14 protein-coding genes, 1 tRNA gene, 1 other RNA gene and 1 pseudogene are annotated in these 24901 nt (G+C 60.2%); 12 read left to right on the top strand and 5 right to left on the bottom strand.

Annotated features, from left to right (window positions below):
- Positions 1-389: 389 nt before the first annotated feature.
- From DW821_RS07940 to DW821_RS07930, 3 genes and pseudogenes are all read left to right on the top strand, one after another.
- Positions 390-482 (top strand): annotated as a pseudogene (locus DW821_RS07940) (GTP-binding protein); the annotation flags it as partial.
- A 149-nt stretch (positions 483-631) separates the two neighbouring features.
- Positions 632-2356: an ABC transporter ATP-binding protein gene (locus tag DW821_RS07935; protein ID WP_118066383.1), complete on the top strand. Its 1725-nt coding sequence runs from the start codon at positions 632-634 to the stop codon at positions 2354-2356.
- 1 nt (position 2357) lies between these two features.
- On the top strand, positions 2358-4361 hold the full coding sequence (locus tag DW821_RS07930; RefSeq protein WP_118066381.1) for an ABC transporter ATP-binding protein: 2004 nt from the start codon (positions 2358-2360) through the stop codon (positions 4359-4361).
- Between the two features lie 111 nt (positions 4362-4472).
- Here DW821_RS07930 and cysE read toward each other — a convergent pair whose 3' ends face one another.
- Complete coding sequence (cysE, locus tag DW821_RS07925; protein WP_118066379.1) at positions 4473-5177, bottom strand: serine O-acetyltransferase; 705 nt, start codon at positions 5175-5177, stop codon at positions 4473-4475.
- 224 nt (positions 5178-5401) lie between these two features.
- Here cysE and DW821_RS07920 point away from each other — a divergent pair, with 224 nt between their 5' ends.
- A complete protein-coding gene (locus tag DW821_RS07920) occupies positions 5402-6049 on the top strand; it encodes a DedA family protein (RefSeq protein ID WP_117635597.1) in 648 nt (215 codons plus the stop codon).
- Between the two features lie 288 nt (positions 6050-6337).
- The gene (locus tag DW821_RS07915; protein ID WP_035138743.1) at positions 6338-7390 is read left to right on the top strand and encodes a branched-chain amino acid aminotransferase; all 1053 of its coding nucleotides are present in this window, start codon (positions 6338-6340) and stop codon (positions 7388-7390) included.
- Positions 7391-7949: 559 nt separating this feature from the next.
- Here DW821_RS07915 and DW821_RS07910 read toward each other — a convergent pair.
- Complete coding sequence (locus tag DW821_RS07910) at positions 7950-8501, bottom strand: LemA family protein (protein ID WP_118066378.1); 552 nt, start codon at positions 8499-8501, stop codon at positions 7950-7952.
- Positions 8502-8713: 212 nt separating this feature from the next.
- Here DW821_RS07910 and DW821_RS07905 point away from each other — a divergent pair, with 212 nt between their 5' ends.
- The gene (locus DW821_RS07905) at positions 8714-9298 is read left to right on the top strand and encodes a TetR/AcrR family transcriptional regulator (RefSeq protein ID WP_118066376.1); all 585 of its coding nucleotides are present in this window, start codon (positions 8714-8716) and stop codon (positions 9296-9298) included.
- Between the two features lie 3 nt (positions 9299-9301).
- Here the strand turns inward: DW821_RS07905 and DW821_RS07900 are convergent.
- Positions 9302-9391 (bottom strand) — tRNA-Ser (locus DW821_RS07900).
- A gap of 51 nt (positions 9392-9442) precedes the next feature.
- Between DW821_RS07900 and tadA the strand changes: the two genes are divergently transcribed.
- From tadA to DW821_RS07880, 4 genes are all read left to right on the top strand, one after another.
- Positions 9443-11224, top strand: a complete 1782-nt coding sequence (gene tadA, locus DW821_RS07895) for a tRNA adenosine(34) deaminase TadA (RefSeq protein WP_118066374.1) — start codon at positions 9443-9445, stop codon at positions 11222-11224.
- 442 nt (positions 11225-11666) lie between these two features.
- Positions 11667-11762: signal recognition particle sRNA small type (gene ffs / locus DW821_RS07890), an RNA gene on the top strand.
- Positions 11763-12241: 479 nt separating this feature from the next.
- Positions 12242-14095, top strand: a complete 1854-nt coding sequence (locus DW821_RS07885; RefSeq protein WP_118066372.1) for an ABC transporter ATP-binding protein — start codon at positions 12242-12244, stop codon at positions 14093-14095.
- Complete coding sequence (locus tag DW821_RS07880) at positions 14096-15955, top strand: ABC transporter ATP-binding protein (RefSeq protein WP_118066370.1); 1860 nt, start codon at positions 14096-14098, stop codon at positions 15953-15955.
- Positions 15956-15983: 28 nt separating this feature from the next.
- Here the strand turns inward: DW821_RS07880 and DW821_RS07875 are convergent, their stop codons facing one another.
- Entirely contained in the window at positions 15984-17237 is a 1254-nt protein-coding gene (locus tag DW821_RS07875) for an ATP-binding protein (RefSeq protein ID WP_158567558.1), read from the bottom strand.
- Between the two features lie 359 nt (positions 17238-17596).
- On the opposite strand from DW821_RS07875, the gene bilS reads away from it, so the two are divergent.
- Positions 17597-18148 (top strand): flavodoxin family protein BilS, encoded by a 552-nt coding sequence (bilS, locus tag DW821_RS07870; RefSeq protein ID WP_118066366.1) that lies wholly within the window; start codon positions 17597-17599, stop codon positions 18146-18148.
- A gap of 497 nt (positions 18149-18645) precedes the next feature.
- Here the strand turns inward: bilS and DW821_RS07865 are convergent, their stop codons facing one another.
- The gene (locus DW821_RS07865; RefSeq protein ID WP_233553027.1) at positions 18646-19965 is read right to left on the bottom strand and encodes an IS256 family transposase; all 1320 of its coding nucleotides are present in this window, start codon (positions 19963-19965) and stop codon (positions 18646-18648) included.
- Positions 19966-20463: 498 nt separating this feature from the next.
- On the opposite strand from DW821_RS07865, the gene DW821_RS07860 reads away from it, so the two are divergent.
- Positions 20464-24552 (top strand): fibronectin type III domain-containing protein, encoded by a 4089-nt coding sequence (locus DW821_RS07860; protein ID WP_147487037.1) that lies wholly within the window; start codon positions 20464-20466, stop codon positions 24550-24552.
- Positions 24553-24901: the final 349 nt, after the last annotated feature.

The following is a 24901-nucleotide window of genomic DNA, read 5'->3' as shown; positions in this document are numbered from 1 at the left end:
GATGAATGTGGGAAGTGTTCGGATGAAGTTGCCAATCAAGGAGAGAGATATGGAGGTGCAGTGACGAAAAAATTTATCTTAACAGGGTTGCTTTTGGGAATTTGATATGCTATACTATAAAAATCCAAGCAAAGGAGTTTATCAATATGCGGCAAGGTATTCATAAATAAAATTTGATAATGGGAACAAAGACAAACGTCCTCAAGGAGAGGGCTTGGTTTTTGTACCCAATTTAAGAATACTTTTGCCTTTTCATTTCATATCGTGATAGACAACGGCCAGCCTTGGCCGCAGTTTTCATGTGTGTCCTACCTATCATCCCCAGCGGTAAAAGTATTTGTCGCTGGGGATTTTTGCGCCCTTCTGGGCCTTGTATGGAGGACAATCATATGAAAATCATCAATATTGGCATTCTTGCTCATGTAGACGCAGGTAAGACGACCTTGACGGAGAGCCTGTTATATACCAGCGGAGCATTCGAGGCGCTCGAGCCGTGGGAACAGCGCGAGATCATGCGCTTGGTCGGTAAGTTCTCCCATGTTCTTAACGAAGAGTGCGAGGCATTTAAACGGCAAGTGGCCGCCGAGAACGAGGCTGACGATAAGGGCGAAGGGGAGACATGCGACTCTTAATGAGATTTATGAGGCCGTATCGCGGGCTGATTGCGGTGACGCTGTTTGTACTGCTGATAGATAACGTCGGCACGCTGCTGGTGCCTACAATGTTGGCGAATATGGTCAATACTGGTATCACGACGGGTGATATCGACTACATCTTGCGCAACGGCGTGTATATGCTCATCGCGACCGGCATGGCCAGTGGCGGCGCGGTGCTGGGCTGCTATCTTTCGGCCCGTCTGGCGGCCAATGTGGCCTGCGACATTCGCAACGCCGTCTACGATAAGTCGCTCGAGCTGTCCGCCAGCGACTTTGAGCGCTTTGGTACGGGTTCGATGATCACGCGCTCTCTCAACGACATCAACGTGATCCAGCAAGCGATCCTGCAGACGATTCAGCTGGTGTTACCGGTACCGTTCTTGGCCGTGGCGGGCATCATCTTTGCCTGGTTTATCGATCCTGCCATGGGCACGCTGCTGGGCGTGGTCGTTGCGATCGTGCTGGTGGCGGCGGTCTTTACCGTTGCCAACGCCGCGCCGATCTTTATGCGCCTGCAGAGCTTTATCGACCGCATGAACGTGGTGCTGCGCGAGAACATCGTGGGCGTGCGCGTCATCCGCGCATTTAACAAGGAGCGCCACGAGGAGCAGCGCCTGGACGAGGTGTTTAGCGATTACGCAGCCAATGCCATCAAGGTCAACCACCTGTTTGTGGGTCTCGACAGCTCCAGCTTCTTTTTGATGAATATCGCCGAGGTGGCGGTGCTGTGGGTGGGCGGCAACCGCGTGGGCGTCCATGCCATGCAAATCGGCAGCATCTCGGCCGTGCTGGAGTACGCGATCCTGATCCTGTGCTTTGTGATGATGGCGCAGGTGGTGGTGCTGACGCTTCCGCGCGCCGCGGCGTGCCTCAGCCGTGCACAGCAGGTGCTCGAAATCGAGCCGAGCATCGTGGACGGTAAGGCTACGCTGGGCGACGGGACACCTGAGTCCGCAGATGGGGCCGACACGGTGGCCGTGTTCGACCGCATGTCGTTTCGCTTTGACGATGCCGACGAGGACACCCTTTACAACCTGAGTTTTGCCTGCCGCCGCGGACAGACGACCGCGATCGTGGGCTCGACGGGCTCGGGCAAGTCAACGGTGGCCAAGCTCTTGCTTCGCTTCCACGATGCCACGAAGGGCGCCATTCGCCTAAACGGCGTCGATCTGCGCGACCTTTCGCAAGACGATATCCGCGGGCGTATCGCCTATGTGCCGCAGAAGGCATGGCTGTTCTCGGGTACGGTGGCGAGCAACCTGCGCTTTGGCAACGAAGACGCGACCGAGGCTGACATGCTCCATGCGCTGGAGGTTGCCCAGAGCACCTTTGTGCTCGACCAGCCCCAGGGGCTCGATACTCCGGTGGCCCAGGGCGGTACGAACTTTTCGGGCGGCCAGCGCCAGCGTTTGGCAATCGCCCGCGCACTGATGAAGCGCGCCGACCTGTATATCTTCGACGACAGTTTTTCGGCCCTGGACTTTAAGACCGATGCGGCACTGCGCCATGCGCTGCAGGACGAGACGTACGATGCCGCGGTGCTCATCATCGCCCAGCGCATCTCGACTATTTTGCATGCCGATCAGATTGTGGTGCTCAAAGACGGTGAAGTCGTGGGCCTAGGCACGCACGACGAGCTCATGGAAACCTGCGAGGTGTACCGCGCTATCGCAGAATCGCAGATGAAGGGAGGTGAGTAGCATGACCGAGGAACTCAAGAAGCGGAGCATCGCCGATGACGTCGCGGCTGCAGAGACAGTCGAGGAGACGGGCGCCACGCCCGACCTGGACGAAGCCGCCAAGGCAGCGGCGGAGCGCGAGGCTCGCCGCCAGGCACTCTACGAGGAAAACGAGCGCGCCGAGGACGAGCGTGCCCGCGCCGAGGCGGAGCGCATGCGCGACGTTGACGACGAGGACGAGGACGAGACGCCCCGCGACACCTGGGCGACGGTGCGCCGCCTGTGGAGCGAGGCCGCCGGCGACCATTGGCGCTTCTATATCGTGTTCGCGAGTATCGTGTTCTATGCCATCTTTAACACCGCAGCGCCGGCTTACAGCGCCCGCGTGATCGATGAGCTGTGGGGGCACATGAAGCTGGCGTTTGCCAACAACACTACCTTCAGTATTACCTGGGAGAACTGCGGCAGGACCATCTTTATCTACTTTATGATCTGGACCGCCGCCGCCTCGTTCTACGCACTCCAGAGCTTTTTGATGTCGAGCGTTGCCGAGCGCCTCAACCTGCGCCTGCGCAACCGCATCGCACAAAAGCTCAACCGTCTGCCACTTGCCTACTTTGACGCGCATCGTCCCGGCGAGGTCGTCAGCCGTGCGACCAACGACTTGGACAAGATGTCCGAAAGCATGCAGCGCGGACTGCTGCAGCTTCTGGTGTCGATCGGTACCGTGGTGGGCGCCGTGAGCGTGATGTTCGTGTTTAGCGTGCCGCTCACGCTCGTCTTTTTGTTCTTTACGGCGCTTTCGCTGCTGGTGACGAAGGTCGTGTCGCGCCGCACGCATGATGTGACGGGCGAGCGCCAGGAGTGGGTGTCCAAGATTACGAGCGCGGTCGAGGAGGGCTACTCGGGCCGTCTGGTGATCCGTGCGTTTAACCGCGAGCGCCAGAGCTCTGCCGAGGTGCACGAGGCTTCGAAGGAGCTGGCGCGCGTGAGCACCAAGGCCGACTTTATGATTAACGCCGTCGGCCCCGCGGTGCGCTTTATCGGCCGTTTGGCGCAGATCGTGATCGCGCTGGTGGGCTGCAGCATGCTGGTTGCCGGGCATATGACCGTCGGCGTGTTCCAGGCGTTCTTCCAATTTATCTACGAGGCGTCCGAGCCCATGACGGAGCTGTCGTTTACCTTTAACTCGCTGCAGAGTGCGCTGGCGAGCGCAGAGCGTGTGTTCGACCTGCTCGACGAGCCCGAGATGGAGGCCGATCCGTTGCCGGTGGCCGCCGCCAAGCTGTCGGGCAAGGTGGAGGGCCGCATCGCTTTTGAGCATGTGCGCTTTGGCTATTCGTCCGACAAGCCGCTTATGCGAGACGTGTCGTTTACCGCCGAGCCGGGTCAGAAGATCGCCGTGGTGGGAACCACGGGTGCGGGTAAGACCACGCTCATCAACCTGCTCATGCGCTTTTACGAGATCGACGGCGGCCGCATTACCCTCGACGGCGTGGACACGAGCCGCATGAACCGCGGCGAGCTGCGCCAGCAGTTTGGCATGGTGTTGCAGGACGCTTGGCTATTTGATGGCACCATTGCCGAGAACATCGCCTACGGCTGTCCCGAGGCGGCGCGCGAGGAGATTGTCGCGGCCGCACGTGCCGCCCAGGTCGACTTCTTTGTGCGCACTATGCCGCAGGGCTACGACACGCGTGTGGCTAACGATGCCGAGAGCATCAGCCAGGGCCAACGTCAGCTGCTGACCATCGCGCGCGTGCTGCTCAACAACCCGGCGATCCTCATCCTGGACGAGGCGACGTCGAGCGTGGACACGCGCACCGAGCTCGCCATCGGCCGTGCCATGGATGCGCTCATGCGCGGGCGCACGAGCTTTGTGATCGCGCACCGTCTGTCGACGATCGTCGATGCCGACCTCATCCTGGTCATGGATCACGGCAATATCATCGAGCAGGGTACGCACAAGGAGCTGCTGGCTGCCGAGGGCGCTTATGCCGACCTCTACCTAAGCCAGTTCGCATAAGGTGACAAAGGGTCAGTCCCGCATGTCACATCGAAAAGAAGGCGCGCCGGGAGCGGATTCCCTGGCGCGCCTTTTGTGTTGGCGTTCATGCTGTGGCGGTTGCCCGCAGCCCTAGCGCTCGTCCACGAGCTTGGCGACGAGGGCTTTGAGCTCGGCCACCTCTTGCTCGAGTTCCTTGACGCGACGGGCGTTTTCGGTGATGCCCTGACGGTTGAGGGCGCTCTGCTCGGCGGCATCGTCGGGCATGTACTCGCGATGCTGCTTGGCGTCGAAGCTCTCCTCGAACACGCGGCAGCCGTTGCGCTTGATGATGCGCCCGGGCACGCCCACGACGGTGCAGTTGTCGGGCACGTCCTTGACGACGACCGAGTTGCCGCCGATCTTGACGTTGTTGCCAATGCGGATGTTGCCAAGCACCTTGGCGCCCGTGCCCACGGTGACATTGTTGCCCAGGGTGGGGTGGCGTTTGCCGGTCTCGTTGCCGGTGCCGCCGAGCGTGACGCCCTGGTAGAGCACGCAGTTGTCGCCCACGATGGTAGTCTCGCCAATAACGACGCCCATGGCGTGGTCGATAAAGAAGTGCTTGCCGATCTGCGCGGCGGGATGAATTTCGACGCCGGTGATATGGCGGGTTAACTGCGAGAGCACACGGGCAAGCGATCGATGGCCGTGTTCCCACAGCCAGTGTTCGGGCACATGATTCCACTTGGCGTGCAGGCCGGGGTAGGACAGGAAGATGACCAGGCCATTTTGCGCGGCAGGATCCTGCGCCTGGACGGTCTTGATGTCCTCGCGAATGGTGTTGATAAAGCTCACCGGCCGCCCTCCCTTAGCGCCGTGACAATGCGATTCAATAAAGTATAGCGATTCGCTAGGGATTAGGAAGGGCAATCTTGCTTTGCTTTAGGCGACAGGTGTCAGTTATGCAAACTTGCTGGTAATGAAGTAAGACTTTTGAGGGGTTTGGCCCGTGCTCGCGCCGCAACCGTATACTGGTCAACTTGGACGTGTCCGCGCCCACAACTGAGAGGTTTTACTTCATGGGTTTCATCAATTTTATCGCCGAGCTGCTTAAGGATCCGCGCACTGCGATCGCCAGCTGGATCGCTGCCGGCCCGCTCATGGCCTACGGCTGCGTGTTCCTGATCATCTTTATCGAGACGGGCGTGGTGTTCTTCCCGTTCCTTCCCGGCGACTCATTGCTGTTTGCCTCGGGCTTCTTTGCCCATAACGGCGGCTTTAACATCGTGGCGCTTCTGGCCACCGCATGGGCCGCAGCCATCCTGGGCGATCAGTGCAACTTTATGATCGGCCACTTCTTTGGCCGCAAGATCATCGCCTCGGGCAAGGTAAAGGCCATGACGCCCGAGCGCATCAAAAAGTCCGAGGATTTCCTGGATAAGTGGGGCCATCTGGCCATCTTCCTCGGCCGCTTCTTCCCGTTCATCCGCACCTTTGTGCCTTTTATCGCCGGCATGGGCGGTATGCACTGGCGCAACTTTGTCATCTTTAACGTGCTGGGTGGCATTACCTGGTCGACGGTCTTTACGCTGCTTGGTTACTTCTTTGGTGGCATTCCGTTTGTGCAGGAGCACTTTGAGCTGCTGATCGTGGGCATTGTCGCCGTGTCGATCATCCCGACTGTGGTCGGTCTGGTTAAGGCTAAGCTGGGCAAAAAGAACGCGTAGCTCGAGCCAGCGCGCAAACCGTGCAGTTGAGGCCCGTCACCGTTTACGGGGGCGGCCTCTTCAGCTTCGGTCAAATGAAAATACTTTAGTTAGTTAAAGAAAAACGTTTTATCCGACGCGCGTGCGGAGTACAATCTCGTGCATGCGAATCGACGTGCCATCGGCTTTGATGCCGTTTGCGTGTCCCGTCCGGCTCTACGCTCCGGGCGTGCGACGTTGCGACGCGGTCGGCCTCGGTCCTTGCGTGCGGGTTCGCGAGTATGCAACTGTGTATGTAAGGAGCGACATATGACTGTCGAGAAAAAGGATATCGATTGGGGTAGCCTCGGCTTTGGCTACATGAAGACCGATTACAGCTACGAGGCCCATTGGAAGGATGGCGAGTGGGACGAGGGCGGCCTGACCACCGACCATACCCTGCATGTCTCCGAGTGCGGCGGCATCTTCCATTACTGCCAGGAGGTCTTTGAGGGCCTGAAGGCCTACACCGCCGAGGACGGCAGCATCGTCTGCTTCCGTCCCGACATGAACGCCGAGCGCATGTATAACTCTGCCCAGCGCCTCGAGATGCCCCCGTTCCCCAAGGACAAGTTCGTTGAGGCCGTCAAGCAGGTCGTTTCTGCCAACGCCGCCTGGGTTCCGCCCTTCGGCTCCGGCGCGACCCTGTACGTGCGTCCGTTTATGATCGGTTCCGGTGACGTGATCGGCGTGGCTCCCGCTCCTGAGTACACGTTCCGCATTCTCGTGACCCCGGTCGGTCCGTACTTTAAGGGTGGCCTCAAGCCCGTCAAGCTGCGCGTTTCCGAGTATGACCGTGCCGCACCGCACGGCACCGGCAACATCAAGGCCGGCCTCAACTACGCTATGTCCCTTAAGCCCACGATGGAGGCCCATCGCGAAGGCTATGCCGAGAACCTGTATCTCGACTCCGAGTCCCGCACCTATGTCGAGGAGACCGGTGGCGCCAACGTCCTGTTCGTGAAGGAGGACGGCACGCTCGTCGTTCCGCAGTCGCACACCGACTCCATCCTGCCCTCTATCACCCGTCGTTCGCTCGTTCAGGTTGCTCAGGACCTGGGCATGACCGTTGACCAACGTCCCGTCGAGTGGGCCGAGGTCAAGGCCGGCACCTTTGTGGAGTGCGGCCTGTGCGGCACCGCTGCCGTCATCTCCCCGGTTGGCGAGATCGACAACAAGGTCTACGGCGCCGACGAGACCGTGACCTTCCCGGCTGGCTACACCGAGATCGGTCCTGTGATGAAGAAGCTCCGCGAGACCCTGACGGGCATCCAGTCTGGTGCTGTTGAGGATAAGCACAACTGGGTTTACACCGTCGCGTAATTCGTCTTACCTGCCCGGGCGGAGAGTAAGTTCCCTCCCGGCGCGTCCTCGGACATGCAAGAACCTCCGCTGCGCACTTCGTGCGGCGGAGGTTCTTTCGTCCTGCGGAGTGCGCCGGAAAGGAAGGTTGCCCTCGGGCCTGTGTTACCTCGGCGCTGCCGTTACGGGCAATATAGATCTGAATAAAGATGGTGCGCGGCCTTTTAGGCCGCGCTTTTGTTTTGCTTCGCGTCATGTGGGGGTGGTGGCGACGTGCATTTTTGCGAGTATTCTGCAATCGAAGGCCCCTGCATACCGACGTTCGGGCAAAAATCCGTGCTCGTCGATGCTTTTCGCGAATAATAGGCGGGGTTATGGGCCGACAGCGGGTGATTTGCAGGGATATTCGCGGTCTTTGGCATTTATCGTGGCGCCCGAAGCTCTTGGTTATGTTGAATACTCCCAAAAATGCACGGTGCTTAGAGGGGGACCTTCGCTAAAAAAGCAACCGCCCCGTCGAAGTATGCATTCGACGGGGCGGTTTATGCATATACCCGATTAAGGATACGCTGCAGATCTGTTAGAACTTGACGGTCGGGGCCTGGCGGGCTGCTTCGGCGGCCTCAAAGCCCTGGCGCTCCTTAAACTGGAAGATGCCGGCAAAGATGACAGCCGGGAACGTCTGAATGGCGTTGTTGTAGCTGAGCACGCAATCGTTGTAGCTCTGGCGTGCATAGCTAATCTTGTTCTCGGTATCCTCGAGCGATGCCTGCAGCTGCGTAAAGTTGGTGTTTGCCTTAAGATCGGGATAGGCCTCGGCTACAGCGAAGAGCTGGCGCAGCGCGCCGGTCAGCACGTTGTCGGCTTCCATCTTGGCCTCGGGCGTGGTGGCCTTGACGGCGGTGTTACGCGCGCTGATCACGGCGGAGAGCGTCTCCTGCTCGTGCTTGGCGTAGCCCTTGACGGTCTCGACCAGGTTGGGGATCAGGTCGTTGCGGCGCTGCAGCTGCGTATCGATGTTCTGCCAGGCGTTATCGATGCGGTTACGCTTGGTGACCATGTTGTTGTAGATGCCGGCGATGGCGCAGACAATCACAACGACAACAACGATACCGATGATGACGGGAATCATGGTGTCTCCGTTTCGAATGGCCGCGGCGTCTTCCGCCGGCTGCCGTTGGTGTAACGCTACTAGTATACCCGCAACCTTTGGCGATACCGAACTTTCCGGTAAGCGTTATGTTTCCACCAAGGTGAGGCCATTCGCCAGGGGGCGGGCGATACAGGTGTAAGATATGCGACAGATTAGTGAGCGATGTCTTTTCCTTGAGGAGGGCGATACGTATGGACCTTCGCATCAAGAAAACCTATCGGGCCCTGTTCGAGGCCTTTACTGAGCTGCTCGAAGAGCATCGGTTTGAGGACGTGACGGTTGCCATGCTGTGCGACCGCGCTATGATTCGCCGGACGACGTTCTACAAGCACTTCCGCGATAAAAACGATTACTTTGCCTTCTATATCGATGAACTCATGTCGGGCCTGCCGCAAAAGCGGGCCGATGCGGATGGCGCGGAGGGCACCGAGGACGTGCGCGCGCTTCGCCACGAAGTGTTCGCCGATGCCATGGATCTGATTCTGGCGCATGAGCAGCTCATGGATAACATTTTGACGAGCAGTATGTCGGGTATGCTGACCAGCATGATTTGCGACCGCATCGCACGCTCCATACGCGGGCGCGTGATGAGCGCGCTTGACGAGGACGCGCTCGCGCCCGTATCGCTCGAGACGACGTCTGAGTTTGTCGCCGGCGGCATTATTCGGCTCTTTACCATGTGGTGGGAATCGGGCCACGTACTAGAGCGCCGATCCGAAATCGCCGACGTGGTCGATGCGCTGTTCGAGCGGACCATGACGCCGGTGCATCACTAAAAGTGGCGGAGAGAGGGGGATTCGAACCCCCGGAACGCTCTCGCGCTCAACGGTTTTCAAGACCGCCGCATTCAACCGCTCTGCCATCTCTCCGTGAGTCGTAATGATAGCATCGTTTTGGATTTGCAACAGGGAAGGCGAACGATGACGATCACCGAAATCGACGAGAAGTTCATGCGCGAGGCGCTGGCGGAGGCGCGAGCCGCCGCTGCGGTGGGCGAGGTACCGATTGGTGCCGTGGTAGTGCGCGCGGGTGAGATTGTTGCGAGGGCTCACAATCGCCGCGAGCTCGATCAGGACCCTTCGGCGCATGCCGAGTTTGCGGCCCTATGCGCCGCCGCTCAGTCGCTTGGACGCTGGCGCCTTTCCGATTGTACGGTCTACGTGACGCTCGAGCCCTGCTGCATGTGCGCGGGGCTTATGGTTAATGCGCGCGTGGGGCGCTGCGTGTACGGCGCGGCCGATGCTAAGGCGGGCGCTCTGGGGTCGCTATACGATTTGAATGCCGACTCGCGCCTGAATCATCGGTTTAACGTGACGGCCGGCGTGCTGGCAGACGAGTGTCGTGAGGTGTTGAGCAGCTATTTTAGTGGGCTGCGTGGCACCGATGGTGCTGGCTGCGGTTGTGGGGCCGATCTTGAGGCGCATACCGCTCATGCCGAGGCGCTCGCGTGTGTTGAAGATACTGCCGTTGAGGCGGTCGATTTTGGTGCCGCGTGCCGCCGGCCCCGCCGTGTGCTGCTGGCGATTGATTCCTTTAAAGGCAGTGTGTCGAGCTCGCAGGCGGAGTCGGCAGTTGCCGAAGGTATGCGCCGTGTGTGGCCCGATGCCGAGGTGCGCGCATTGCCGCTGGCAGATGGTGGCGAGGGAACGCTCGATGCCGTTGCCGCGTGTGGCGGTGAGGTCGTGGCATGTGAAGTCGCAGGCCCCTTGGGCGATCGCGTATCTGCTCGGATGTTGGTGGATGGCGAGCGCGAGTCGGCTGTAATTGAGATGGCCGAGGCGGCGGGTATTGGGTATTCGCCCTGCACAGAGCCGGCGGCGTTGGCCGCTACGACCTATGGCGTGGGCGAGCTGATGCTTCGTGCGGTTCGCGCGGGGGCGAGGACTCTATATATAGGACTGGGCGGCAGCGCCACCAACGACGGTGGTGCCGGCATGTTGCAGGCGCTGGGCGCGCGTCTTGTCGATGAGTGTGGCTGCAATATCGCCCCTGGTCTCGCGGGCCTTGAACACGCGTCGAGTATCGATTTGGCACCGGCGCTTCGGGCATTGAATGGCGCGCGCGTCGTGGTGCTTTCCGATGTCGAGAATCCGCTCGTGGGGCGTCGCGGCGCGCTTGCGGTGTTCGGCGGACAAAAGGGCCTGCCGGCGGATGACGCTGAGGTGCTGCGCAGGTGCGACAGCTGGATGGTCGGCTACGGTCGCCTGCTCGATGCGGCAATTGCCGAGGCACGGGCTCAGGGGTTGTTGCGCACACCCGAGGGCGCACGGACATTTGGCTCAGTGCTCGGCGTGCCCGGTGCCGGTGCCGCCGGCGGCCTGGGTGCCGCGCTGCTGGCGCTCGGTGCGGAGCTATGCTCGGGCGTTGAGACGGTGCTCGACCTCGTTGGGTTTGACGAGCGCGTACGCGATGTCGACCTGGTCATAACGGGCGAGGGCAATATGGACGAGCAATCCGCTGCCGGCAAGGCGCCGGTGGGCGTGGCCCGTCGTGCGAAACGCTATGGCAAGCCGGTTGTTGCCGTCGTGGGCGGTCGCACGGATAACTTGGATGTAGTGTATGAGCGAGGTGTCGATCTAGTGTTGCCGGTCTGTCGCAGGCCCATGCCTCTTGACCAGGCGCTCGCCCCCCAGGAAGCCACAACCAACCTCATCTGCGCCGGTGAAGCAGCCGCTCAAGCCTACGACCTCGGCCGTGTCTAAAACCTATCTCTCTATAAGTTGCGGTGAAATACGGAGTGTTTTTGCCTTTAAGGGGCCAATTCAGTCCGTATTCCACCGCAACTTCGTGAATGGTCATCCGAGGCTGGCCGCCTTGTGCCTTGGGTCGGACCGTCCGCCACAAAATGCGGCCATCTACTACGTTTAACCGGCCGCCCTCGACCATCTCGGAATTTGCAAAAATGAAACCGCAGGTAGAGAGCTTGCCGGTTTTCGAAAAAGCCGGCTATGGTTGACCCCTGCGGCCTAAACGTAGTAGATAGGCCACTTTCGTGGCACAGCGTCAGACCAGTCTTTTTGGAACGGGGCGATTTTGACTACTTGCCGATCCGATTGCCCGAGTAGTCAAAAAAGCCTCGTCCCAAATTAGCTACCTTGCCCCATCGGGCGGGAGCGGGTAAGATATATCGAGCGCCTAGCGCGTTCGATGGGTTCGGATGACGACATGTTCCGAATCTGGTCAGGTCCGGAAGGAAGCAGCCATAAGGAGCCTCTGTCGGGCATCCGAATCCATCGAGCGCACGGGCTTTCTTTTTGCGCGGTTTTACCAAACCGCGCAATGCTCGACGCTGCGCGCCACCCAGAGCGACAATTTGTCATTCAAAAGGCAAGGCATGACCAGAAGGTCTATGCCTTGCCTTTTTCATGCCAACTTGTTCGCTCTGGGTGGCGCTCGCCGGCTTTGCCAAAACATAGGCGGCCACGTGGTCCGGGCGTGATGGAGTGGTGTCTCGCTGGTCCTCGGCTTTGCCTGCGGAATCGCTCGACTACCAAACGCCCTGCCGGCACTCGCGGGTAGCCGACCAAAACCGCCTGAAGGGTCACATTTATCTGATAATTGAATCCCTGGCGTTATGTCGCTTGCTAACTGCGCCAAAACAGTGACGGTTTTTACCACCGCTCAAGACTCTTCTGTAACGAGTTGCTTACGCATCTTCAGGGTTCGCCGTACTATCATGAATCAGATTGAAGAGAGATGATGATAGGGAGCGCCTTTTTATGATTGAGCTGCTCAGGCGTTTTGGTGGCAAGTTTCGCCGGTGTATGGTGATTGGCCCTGCGTGCAAGCTGATCGAAGTGATCTTTGACCTGCTAACGCCGCTGGTGATTGCCCAGATGATCGATAAGGGCATCGCCGCGCACGATGTGAACGCCGTCGTCCACTACGGCATGGTGCTCGCCGCCATGGCCGTGATTGGCATCTCGTTTACGCTCGTCTGCCAAAAGATGGCGGCGCTCACCTCGCAGGGCATGGGTACTGACATTCGCGGCGCGCTCTACCAGCACATCAACAAGCTGAGCTATGCTGAGCTCGATCGCTTTGGCACGCCGTCGCTCATCACGCGCATCACCAACGACGTCAACCAGGTGCAGCTCGCCGTGGCGCTGGGCGTGCGCATGCTCATCCGCTGGCCTTTCCTGGCGGTGGGCTCCATGGTCGCGGCCCTTGCCATCGACCTTAAGCTTGGCGTGATTTTCTTGATTTGCACGCCCGCCATTGGCCTGGTGTTCTGGGTTGTCATGGCGCGCTGCATTCCCTACTACAAGCAGCTGCAGGCAAAGCTCGATCGCATTGCGCTCATTTGCCGCGAAGGTCTTTCGGGCGCCCGCGTGGTCCGTGCGTTTGTGCGCGAAGATCACGAGCGCGAGCGCTTTGCCCAAGCCGCCGATGACCAGGCCAATACTGCCATCGCGGTGGGCAAGCTCTCGTCGATTCTCAACCCCGTCACGTTTCTTGTGATGAACCTGGGCGTGTGTGCCATTCTGTGGGTGGGCGGCATCCAGGTCAACGTGGGCGAGCTCACGCAGGGTCAGGTCATGGCGTTTGTGAACTACATGACGCAGACCCTGACCTCCATCGTGTACGTCGCCAACCTGGTCGTGGTCTTTACCAAGGCGAGCGCCAGCGCGTCGCGTATCAACGAGGTGCTCAATTGCGTGCCGAGCATCGCTGACGAGGGCAACCAGCCGGTCGCGCTGCCCAAGCCGGGCGCGACGGGCAATGCCGCCCTGGCCCCCGCGCTGAGCTTTGACCATGCGAGCTTCTCGTTTGGTGCCGGCGCGGCCAATGCTGTCAACGATGTGACGCTGGAACTCCCGCTGGGCAAAACACTCGGCATTATCGGCGGCACGGGCAGCGGCAAGTCCACGCTCGTTTCGCTCATCCCGCGTCTGTACGATGCGAGCACCGGCAGCGTGAGCGTGACGGGCTCCGACGTGCGCACCTGGCCGCTCGACCAGTTGCGCCGTGTGGTCGCGACTGTTCCGCAGCGCGCGTCGCTGATGAGCGGCACCATCCGCAGCAACCTGACCTGGCGTGACGAGTCGGCGACCGACGAGGAGCTCTGGGCAGCGCTCGATATGGCGCAAGCGAGCGAGTTCGTGCGCAGCAAGTCGCAGGGGCTCGATGCCCCGGTCGAGGCGGGCGGTAAGAACTTTAGCGGTGGCCAGCGCCAGCGCCTGACCATCGCGCGCGCCTTAGTGGGCTCGCCGCAGGTTTTGATCATGGATGACTCCGCCTCGGCGCTCGACTTTAAGACCGATGCGGCGCTTCGTCATGCCATCCGCGAGCGTAGCGTGCGCGGTGCCGCCGAGGGCGGGCTGCCGCTCACGACCGTCATCGTGAGCCAGCGCGTCTCGACCGTGCGCGATGCCGACATGATCTGCGTACTCGACCACGGCTCGGTTGCGGGCCTTGGCACGCATGACGAGCTGTATGCAAGCTGCCTGCTCTACCGAGAGATCTGCCAGTCGCAGCTTCGCCGCGAGGAGCTCGAGGGCCAGCAGGGGAGTGCGACACCCGCGTCCGCCCCAACCGCCCCCGCATCCGTTTGCGCAAAGGAGGGCTGCTAGATGAATCCGTATACTTCTTCCGGTTCGGTCGCCACGATGACGGCCAATGTGTCCGGCAACGACAAGCTCAACGACCTGGGCGACGGCCCACGCCAGCCCGGCGACCCCGAGCGCTATCCCGTGGGCGCGGTGACCCGCCGCCTGATGGGCTACGTCCGTCCGCACCGTATTTCGTTTACGGCGTCGTTCGTGAGCGCTGCCATCTCGGTGATTCTGCAGCTCTACACGCCTATCCTTATCGGCGAGGGTATCGACCTGATCGTTGCCGCGGGCCAGGTGGATTTCGATGCACTGCTGCCGCTCGTTACCAAGCTCGCGATTGTCGTTGTAGGTGCTGCGGCCTTCCAGTGGCTGCAGGGCTATTGCGTCAACCGCCTGTCCTACGAAACGGTGCGCGACATGCGCGTGGAGGCGAGCGACAAGCTCAGTCGTATGCCGCTCAGCTTTATCGACAGTCATGCCCACGGCGACCTTATGAGCCGCGTGGTCAACGACGTCGATCAGGTCGGCGACGGTCTGCTGCAGGGCTTCACGCAGCTCTTTACCGGCGTTATCACCATCGTGGGCACGCTTGCGTTTATGCTCTCCATTAACCTGACCATGACGCTCGTGGTGGTGCTCGTCACGCCGCTTTCCATCTTTGCCGCCGGCGCCATCGCCAAGCTCTCCAACAAGAGCTTTACGGCTCAGCAGCGCATTCAAGGCCAGCTCGGTGGTCATATCGAGGAGTACGTGGGCGAGCAGAAGCTTGTCGACACTTTTGCCTGTGGTCCCAACGCCCAGCAGCGCTTCGATGCCCTCAACGCTGAGCTCTACACCGTGGGCGAGCGCGCGCAGTTTATGGGTTCGCTCTCCAACCCTGGCACGCGCTTTATCAATAACATCATCTATGCCGTGGTCGCTGTGATCGGCTGCGTGGGCGTGATCACGGGCGTGCCCGCGGCGCTTACGGTGGGCGGCGTGCAGATCTTCCTGTCCTATGCCAACCAGTACACCAAGCCGTTCAATGAGGTCACCAACGTCATTACGCAGATCCAGACCGCGTACGCCTCGGCGCGCCGCATGTTTGCGCTGCTCGATGCGCGCGAGCAGGAGCCCGATGCGACGGATGCCGCGGAGCTTGCCGCCCCGAAGGGCGAGGTCGCCTTTGAACATGTGGACTTTAGCTACGTGCCCGACCGCAAGCTGCTGCAGGATATCTGTATTGAGGCCAAACCCGGCATGCGCTTTGCCCTGGTCGGCCCCACGGGCTGCGGCAAGACAACGCTCATCAACTTGCTGCTGCGGTTTTACGATATCGACGCCGGACGCATCATGGTCGATGGCCGGTCTTCGCGTGACTACACGCGCGCGAGCCTGCGCCGCGCCTTTGGCATGGTGCTGCAGGATACGTGGCTGTTCGAGGGCACGGTGGCGGAAAACATCGCCTACGGCTGTCCCGACGCCACGCGCGAGCAGGTTATCGAAGCTGCCAAGCGCGCGCATGCGCACAAGTTTATCGTGCAGCTGCCAGGCGGCTACGATACGGTCATCGGCGAGGACGGCGGCACGTTTAGCCAGGGTCAAAAACAGCTGCTGTGCATTGCGCGCGTTATGCTCACCGATCCGGCGATTCTGCTGCTGGACGAGGCAACGTCGAGCATCGATACGCGTACCGAGCTGCAGGTGCAGGCGGCATTCGACGAGCTCATGGCCGGTCGCACAAGCTTTGTCGTGGCGCACCGCCTGAGCACCATCCGCAACGCCGACTGCATTCTGGTGATGCGCGACGGCCAGATTATCGAGCGCGGCACGCACGACGAGCTGCTAGTGGCAGGCGGCTTCTACGCCGAACTCTACCGCAGCCAATTCGCCCAGTAAGCAAGCCCGTGGGGCATGTAATGCAGCGCTAGGGCGCGAGTGTGTCAACGGGGGCAACGATAATGCCCTCGGGCGTTGTATGGGCTGGCATGCCGAACCCGATGACGATGAGCTTGGCCGCGGGTGGTCTCTCGCCACGCTCGACAAGTTTGCGCTCGAGTCGAAGCAGGTTTGCAGATGCCTCGGGGATCTGCGGACTTCCGAGTTTTACTTCCACGGCAATCCAAGTTCCATCGCGCCTGCATATAACGGCATCGACCTCGAGATCGTCGGCGTCATGGTAGTGGGACACCGACGAGTCATTTGCGGCTGCATAGACCTTAAGGTCGTGCAGGACGAGGGATTCGAAGAGCAGTCCCAGCGTCTTCGGGTCGGATGCCAATGACTCCGGATTTGCTCCGAGCAGTGCGACGGCAAGCGAAGGGTCGGCGAGGTGCCTTTTCGCACTTTGCCGCAGCTTTACCGGAGACCTGAGCGCCGGATGCCAAGCCGGGATATCATCGATGATGTGTATTCTGCGCAAGGCATCCGTATAGCGCCGCAGCGTACTTCTCGATACATCACCGCCGAGGTCTTTCTCAAGAGACTTTTCGCCGGCAAGAGTGGATTCGTTACGCGCAAGCGAAGACAGAAGAGCCCTGACTTTCTCCGGGTCACGCTTTACGCCGTCAACCCTTGAAACATCCGATTCGCAAACACCGTCGATGTAGGCAGCGGATATGCGCATTGCATCGGCAGTCGTCTTGCCAACCGCCTGAGGCCAACCACCACGACATAGCAAATCGGCGATATTGGCGATGCCGTTGATGGATCCAAGTGCCGCTTTGATGGGGCATCCGTTAAGCAGCGATTCGAGCGAGACCGCCCCTGAGGAAACCCCGAGTTCGGCCAGAGTCATTGTTTCCATGCGCAAGCGTGATATGCGCCCGATGCCGCTGTGCATCGGTTGGTCGGCGTCGTTTGGTGTTGCTGACCCCGTAAGCAAAAACTGCCCTGGCTCACCGGTCCGACGATCGCATTCGAAACGTATTGCGTCCCACAGTTTCGGCTCTTCCTGCCACTCATCGATGAGTCTCGGCGTTGCGCCGACTATTGCTTGAGCTGGGTCGATCCTGGCAAGCTGCAGTGCGGCAAAGTCTCCGGCAGGGTCGGAGAGAGACAGCGATGATTCAGCGAATCGCTGGGCCGTAGTCGTCTTTCCGCACCACTTCGGTCCCTGAATGAGCACGGCACCAAAAATGCCAAGATCGCGTTCGATTGAGCGATCGATACATCTACTCATATACCTAGTCATCGTACTTCCCGCCATCCAAAGAAACATTTTGTTTTATAGCATCTTACCAGCGCGTAAAACATTTTGACGAAAAACCATGACACAATTTGACGGTATTTCGTGAAACAAATTAACGATATTATATGAAACAATTTGACGGCGTTTTGTGAAACAGTTTTTCGGCCATTCGTGAAACGTTCTGCGGCGGTTTCAATCCGAAGTACATACTGTTCGAAATCTGTCCAAAAATGTCGTCTGCGTCGCCAATCGACAAACGGTGGTTTACATCTGCGTCGTTAGTACTAAGATATTCATCTAATAAACTGCATTAATGGCTCGAGTTTCGGGGGAAACGAGGCAACGTGACTATGACATGCTCTTTGGTGGTTAACAGCAAGAGCGGTAATACCAGGATGGTTTCGGGCGCGATCAAGCGCGCTCTGCAGGCTGCGGGTGTTGAGTTTGTCCATGCCGCGGCGTTGAGCGACGATGCGGATGCAGGTCAGGTTGCGCTCGAGGCACAGGGCGCCTGCGCGGCCGACACGGTGCTCGTCGGTTTTTGGTGCGACAAGGGCGCGTGCACGCCTTCGGTTGCCGCGCTGCTCTCCGCTCTGCACGGCAAGCGCGTTTTCCTCTTTGGTACCTGCGGTTTTGGCGCCGACCAGAGCTATTATCAGCAGATTATCAATCGCGTGACCTCCAATTTGGCCGAGGATGCCGAGCTTGTGGGTTGGGCAATGTGCCAGGGCAAGATGGGTCCCGCGGTCAAGCAGCGCTACGAGGCCATGCTCGAGCAAGATCCCGACAATGTCCGCTTTAAGATGCTGCTCGATAACTGGGTCGCCGCAAAGGATCACCCCACCAAGGAAGATCTGGACAACATGGCTGCAGCCGCCAAAAAGGCCGTGCTGGGGGAGTAGCTCCCATCGCTGACGGCGGTCGGTCCATCTTTCTAAATGAAACGTCCTCCCGGGCGTCGGGGCACGAAGTTCCCTGCTCTACAGTCCTGCGCAAGACGAAGGCCACATTAAGTGGCCTTCTTTGCGTGCGGAACTCGCGATGAACTTCGTGCCCCGCCGTCCGGGAGGACGCCTCTTTATTGATGGGAGGCCTGATAGGTCGATGGTTCCGTGCCCGGATGCGTCCAAAGTGGGACGGGCTTTCCGGATGGGCAGGCTTTCGAAAAATGCGTCCCGGAATTTGCCTTTGGAATGGGACGTGGTTTCCCGTTGAGGTGCTTTGCGGAAAGTGCATCCCACTCTGGGCGGTCGAAGTGGGACACACTTTCCCAAAGGCGCTCCAACGGGAAATTGCGTCCCATTATTCGGTCAAGAAACGGGATGCATTTTCCCAATGAGGTGGCGCGCGCAGACGTGGTGTAAGAGCGTCCCGAGGTCCGTCGCTGCAAGTCCCGATGTTACTCCTTCTTGAGACCGCGCCTCTCGACTATCTCGTCCACTATCTCCCTGGCGCGCCGCCCGAGCGCGCGGCGCCTCCCCTCTGTCGGGGCCGGCCTGTCCGCGGGCTCGGCGAAGCCCTCGGCGGCCGAGGCCTCGGAGAACACGCGCTGCTGGGACCACTGTCCCTCGGTCTCCATGAGGCTCGCGCACGTCAGGCGCAGCATCGACTCCCTCGAGGGGAAGGACTGCACGACCCTGTAGCGGCGCTTGATCTCGCGGTTGGCGCGCTCCTGGACGTTGTTGGTGCGGAGCTTGGCCCAGTGCGCCCTGGGGAAGGCCGTGAACGCCAGCGCGGAGTCCTCGGCCTGCTCGAAGACCTCGCCGGCCCTGGCGGACACCGACGCCACCCAGGGCGCCGCCTCGGCCCACACGCAGCGCGCGAGGTCGGGGTCGTCCTGGTAGACCGCGGCGTGCACGAGGTCCCTGACGGCCGCCTTGGAGTCCTCGGGCCTGCCCGAGCAGGCGCTCTGGAGGTTGCGCTGCAGGTGCGTCACGCAGCGCTGCCAGGCGCAGCCCTGGAACAGGCGCGAGACGGCGGCCACGAGCCCGGCGTGGCTGTCGGAGACCACGAGGCGAACGCCGGCCAGCCCGCGCTCGCGCAGCCCGCCGAGGAATGCCGCCCAGGAGTCCTCGCTCTCGGTGTCGACCACGTCGCAGCCCAGGAAGTGCTTGCGCCCGTCGGCGCCCAGCCCGATCGCGGTCACGACGCCCTGCGAGACGACCGACGAGCCGACCCTGCAGCTCATGTAGGTAGCGTTGAGCCACAGGTAGCAGCACGGCGTGCCCGACAGGTCGCGGCGGCGGAACTCCGCCACCTCGGCGTCGAGGTCGGAGCAGAGGCTCGAGACCTCCGAGCTCGACAGCGAGGATATGCCCAGCTTGGACGCCACGCGCTCGACCTTGCGGGTGGACACGCCGCATACGTACATCTCCTGCACGATGGCGGCCACCGAGGTGTCGACGCGCGACCATCGCGCGAGCATGCCCTCGGGGTAGTAGGTGCCGTGCCTGAGCTTGGGTATCTCGAGCTCCACGTCGCCCACGGCGGTCTTGAGCGACCTGGGGCGGTAGCCGTTGCGGCTGTTCTCCCTGCCGTCGCTGCGCTCGTTGCGGCTCGCGCCGCACATCTGCTGGGCCTCGGAGTCCATCAGCGCGTTCATCACGCTGCCCAGCACCCTGCACGCGAACTCGCGCGCGTCGCCGCACTCCTGCCAAAGCCTCGCCGCCTCGAGGGCCTCGTCGCGGCCGAGGCGCAGTACACTCTCTTCTTGGGGCATCGCCTTTCCTTCCATTCGTCACCTTCATTACTCCAACGACGAATTCTAGGCGGTGTCCCCTCCCTTTCAAGAAAGGGCGGAGGCGGGGCATTCCCCGCCTCTTACACCACATCTCTGCGCGCTACCCCCAATGAGAGCAAAACCGGAAAATGCATCCCACAATCAGCCCTCAAAGTGGGACGCCGTTTCCCAATGAGGCTCAAGCGGAAAATGCATCCCGGAATTTGCGCTCAAAGTGGGATGCGGTTTCCGGTTGAGGGTCTAAGGGGAAAGTGCGTCCCAGAATCGACGCTTGAAATGGGATGCAGTTTCCCGATGAGGCACTCGACGGAAAATACATCCCAGAAATGGCCTTTGAGCTGGGATAAGATTTCCGCGGCATCTCGGATTCTCAAAAATGAGACACGCCGTTGGCGAAAATGAGACACGTGATATCGGGCATCGGGCGTATCATTTGCAAAAATGAGTCCACTCCACTCGAATAAAGCGAGGTCCCTCATGCACGTTCCACACCCCCGTATCCGTAGGCTGTCGAAAATCCCGCTTGTTGGGACGGCGGCGCTTGCTGCGTTGATCGCCACGAGCGTCGCCTGCTTCACGGCCACGCCCCAGGTTGCCCAGGCGGCAGACGCGCCCGCAATCACCGATATGACCGAGCAGGATTATCAAGCCCTGGGTCTGGGCACGAGCGAGGACATTCCAGCCGATACCGTTGGCCCCTATTCCACTGATACCCCCACGACGTTTGCCACGCGCAGCGAGGTCTATATGGCAGCTAACGGTAGCCATGGCAATCGCTACACTCTGCGCGACAAGCTCGAGAACGTCGAGCGCGGTGACATTGGCGGCAGCAGCAAACTCACCGATGGCTATGGAAGTGTGTGGGGCGCCGCAAAGTTCTGGCAAAACGTCAACAACTTCGATACGAACAGCGATCTCTACAAGCATAGCGACTACGGTGGCGGCACCTGGTCGTACCTAAGCAACAATGAGTCCTCAACAGTACTCGCCAACGACAACAACGGTTTCTCGGGCATTCACGCCACGAGTGTTGAGTTCTGCAGCGACGCCAGCACGGGCAAAAAGAGCCGCGTTGCCGAGCTCCGTGCCTACGGCGACAGTTCCTCCACGACGATTGACGGCAAGTCATACGCCGGAAAGGTTGAGCTGGTCCTCTACTCGTTTAGCAACGGGCGTACGCGCACTCTCGACACACACCTGCCGGTGACGGTCAACACTAATATGATGTACGAAGGCCGTTTTAAGTACCTGGATGCCGGTTACCTGCAAGAGCACGACGCCGTCTTTGATGTCGAGGCGGGCGATGTCGATGGCGACGGCGTCGACGAGCTTTTTGTCTACGCGGGCTGCTATGTCGACGAGAACGGCGTGCGCAAGGCTGTAGTCGACATGTATGACTTGGAGGGCGGCAACTGGAAGCAAAGCGTCGTCAAGATCGATGCCGGTAACGCCGCGGACTACACCACGCACAACAAGGGCGGGAACGACTCCTGGACGCAGCTTCAGTCAGCTCCTGTCGTTTCGCTAGCGGCCGGCGACCTCGATCGCGATTTTTGCGATGACCTCGCCATCGTGGTCTCGGCACCCTACGGCAAGAAGAATATTGATAAGTCGACGCATTGCGAGCTGTTTTCGTGGGATGCATCCAAGGGTGCGCTCGTCCATGTCGATGCTCTGGGCGACGCGGGCGCAATCTCCCTCTCCGCGAACGGCAAGACCATGGTCGCTGCGAATGCGACGTTCGGCACGTTTGCCGCCTACGATGAAGAAGGAAAGAAGACGGGTGAAACCGTCACGGGCCTTATTCTTGCGGGCTATGACTGGCAACGCAGCGCTTTTGATTACGGCGCTTCTGACGGCAGCAAGGGGCTGTACGGCGCGCTGTACCGCTACGCGTATTTTGACTCGGAGTCTGGCGAGTTCAAGCTTTCCGATTGCAAGGAATACAGAGACGGGCTCCTCGCCTCCTATGGGCTGATGCATGTGCCCAACAGCGCATGGAAGGATAGCGCTCAGGATAAGCGCTATCCGTGCACCTTGGCGCCTATTGCCCTTGCCACTGCCAACCTTGACGGCCTGTCCGAGCAGCTGGCGGTCGACGAGGTGCTCGTGGGCGGCGATGTGTTCCGCGACTTTGCCTGCAACACGGCACAGAGCGGGGCTCAGGGCTTGGGGTCCATGGTCGGAACCATGAGCATGAGCGGTCAGCAATACAACAGCAGCAACAAGCATGACCACAAGGGTATAGAGCAGGTGTGGATCAGCGACGTCAAGGCGGGCAGCGTCTCGGGTTCGGACCGCTATAACGAGAGCTTTATCGCCGTGGTGGGCAAGCACCGCGACGAGGACCTGCGCAAGAACGATGACTACTATTGGATGACCGCCTCGCATTTTTCGCTCGACGAGAACGGAAAGGTGCGCCGCGGCGAGGAGCAGGTGATTAGCGAGAGCAACCGTCGCGGCACTACCTACGGCACATTTATCTCGCTCGCGCTGCCCGATGTCGACAACGACAGCGTCAAGATCACGTACAAGGACCGCTACAAGGTCTATACCAACCCGCGCGTGCTTGCCGTGCTGCAGGATGCGCCCTATGTTGAGGATCTGGAGCAGGCATACGGCTATCTGGTGTTGGGCGGCACGTCATACGGAGAGGAAAAGGGCACGGGGACATCCCAGGGCTATACCATTGGCGCCGAGTTGGGCGTTGCCGTCGAGGTGCAGACCGGTCCGCCCCTGGTCGCGATGAATGCTTCAGTCGATTTTGCCGCCGAGGGATGCTATGACTACCGGAGCGAGCGCACGGTCAGCGCAAGCGTAAGCTATGAGTCGCATGCCGGCGAGGGTGACAAGGCCGTGCTCTACACGATTCCGATGGTCTATTACGAGTATGAGATCGAAAATGAGGAAACTGGTGGCAAGGGCGTGATGGCGGCGCCCGTGTCGCTCGGCGCGCAGACCTCGGTCGTTAATGTCGAGGCCTATGACCGCATTGCCAAACAGCACAATATGACGCCGCTCAGCTACTTTTTGACCAACCGGTCGGGAGAACCCGGAACCTATCAAACGACGCTCAACGGCGAGACTCCCGTTGGGGATTCCTTTGGCCTGGGCAAGCCTGGCGTAACGCGCGCCTACACGCACGATGGGTTTAACGGCGCCGCCGCGCAGTCGGGGGCGAGCATTGAGCAGACCATCGAAGTCGAGGAGGGCAAGGAGCAGGAGCTCGAGCTCGGCTTGACGCTGAACGGCAGCGTTGTCATGGGCGCGAAGCTCGCAAAGCACGAGTTGTTTGGCGGCCTGTGCTTTGGTGCCAACGCCGGCTTTACTACGGGTAACTCCTCGAGTGAATCGACCGAATACGGCGGCACCGTCGACAACCTGCCCGAGGCCGCGCAGGGCAAGTACGGTTTTGTGTGGCGTCTGGGCGTCAACGCGGTGGATGTCGACAAGTTCGAGGCAGACTCGGGCGACAAGCTCGGCACCAAGGACACCGACCAGTTCTGGATCGTGGGCTATGACGTTAAGGACGTCGAGATGCCCGACGCGCCGGCCGTGACGGGCTTTACGGCAAACGCCGTCGATTCGACCAGCGTTACGTTTAGCTGGGACGATGTACTCGCAAACAAGAGTGGCTTTAACTACGGCGTGGGCATGCTGCAGAGCAATGCGGCGGATGCGGTCGTCAATAGCTGGAAGATTGCCGACAACACGCAGACCTCGCTCAAGTGGGATGGGCTGCAGCCCAATACGGAGTATCGATTCGCCATCGCCGCCGTTAAGAATGGATCCACGACCGAAACAGGTATTCGCTCGGCAATCATCACGGTCAAGACCATGCCCAATGGCATGACGATGACCGTGAGCGGACCTGCGGCGGATGCTGCGGAGGGGTCGGATCTTGGATACGACTCTTCGGTTGAGCGCACGGCGGGAAGCCACCTGACGCTCTCGGCGATTGGCCATGTGAAGCAACTCGGTGCCGACGATAACGAAACAGGGCTGGCACCGACCTATATGTGGTACCGCAAGGGCCGCGGCGAGACAGAGTTTAAGCTCGTGGGTGCCGATGGCAACCTCGCGGCTGGAACGGCCTCAAAGCTCGAGATTGACCTGACCGCAGACGATGACGGTGCGCAGTATTACTGCCACGTGGGATACAACGACGTGGGCCTCGACACCGGCACGACGCTCGTGAATATCGAGGCCGAGGAGACGGCGCCCACAACGGTGAACGCCACCCCGATCCGCACGCGCCGCCTGTTCTCACAGGCAAGTGCGGGCGCCAAGAAGTTCCTGGACCATACGCTGGTAAACACCGCCGGCCCAACCGATTCCGAAGGCTCAAAGGACCCCGAGACTCCTGAGACCCCGACGAACCCGGACAAGCCCAAGTCCGACAACGGAGCTAAGACCGACACCAAGGTCAAGACTACGACCACAGCGAAGAACCTCGCAAACACCGGCGACCAAACATTCGCCCTAGTCGCCACCGCAGCAGCAGCGGGAGCAACGCTCGTAGTGATAGCCCTCATCATGCTGATCAAGCGCCGCAAGACCCACTAGTAGCCAGTCGAACATATCGACAACCCAAAAACCCGGGTAGCCAAAAAACAGGCCACCCGGGTTTTCTGTTGAGTGGAGACTCCGCAAGCGGAAACTGCATCCCACAATTAGCGCCCGGAACGGGACACATTTTCCGTCAAGCCCTCATCCGGAAAATCCATCCCAGTTTGAGCGCCCAGACCGGGACGCACTTTCCCAAAGGGTCCTCAACGGGAAAATACATCCCGGAATCCAGCTGAATAGTGGGACACACTTTCCCAATCGGGTCCCAAGCGGAAACTGCATCCCATTCCAGACAAGAATTCCGGGACACACTTTCCGCAAACAAAGAAGGCCACATAACGTGGCC

It is taken from the genome of Collinsella sp. AM33-4BH (assembly GCF_003469205.1).
Lineage (GTDB): Bacteria > Actinomycetota > Coriobacteriia > Coriobacteriales > Coriobacteriaceae > Collinsella.
This window is presented reverse-complemented; position numbering and strand designations above follow the sequence as displayed.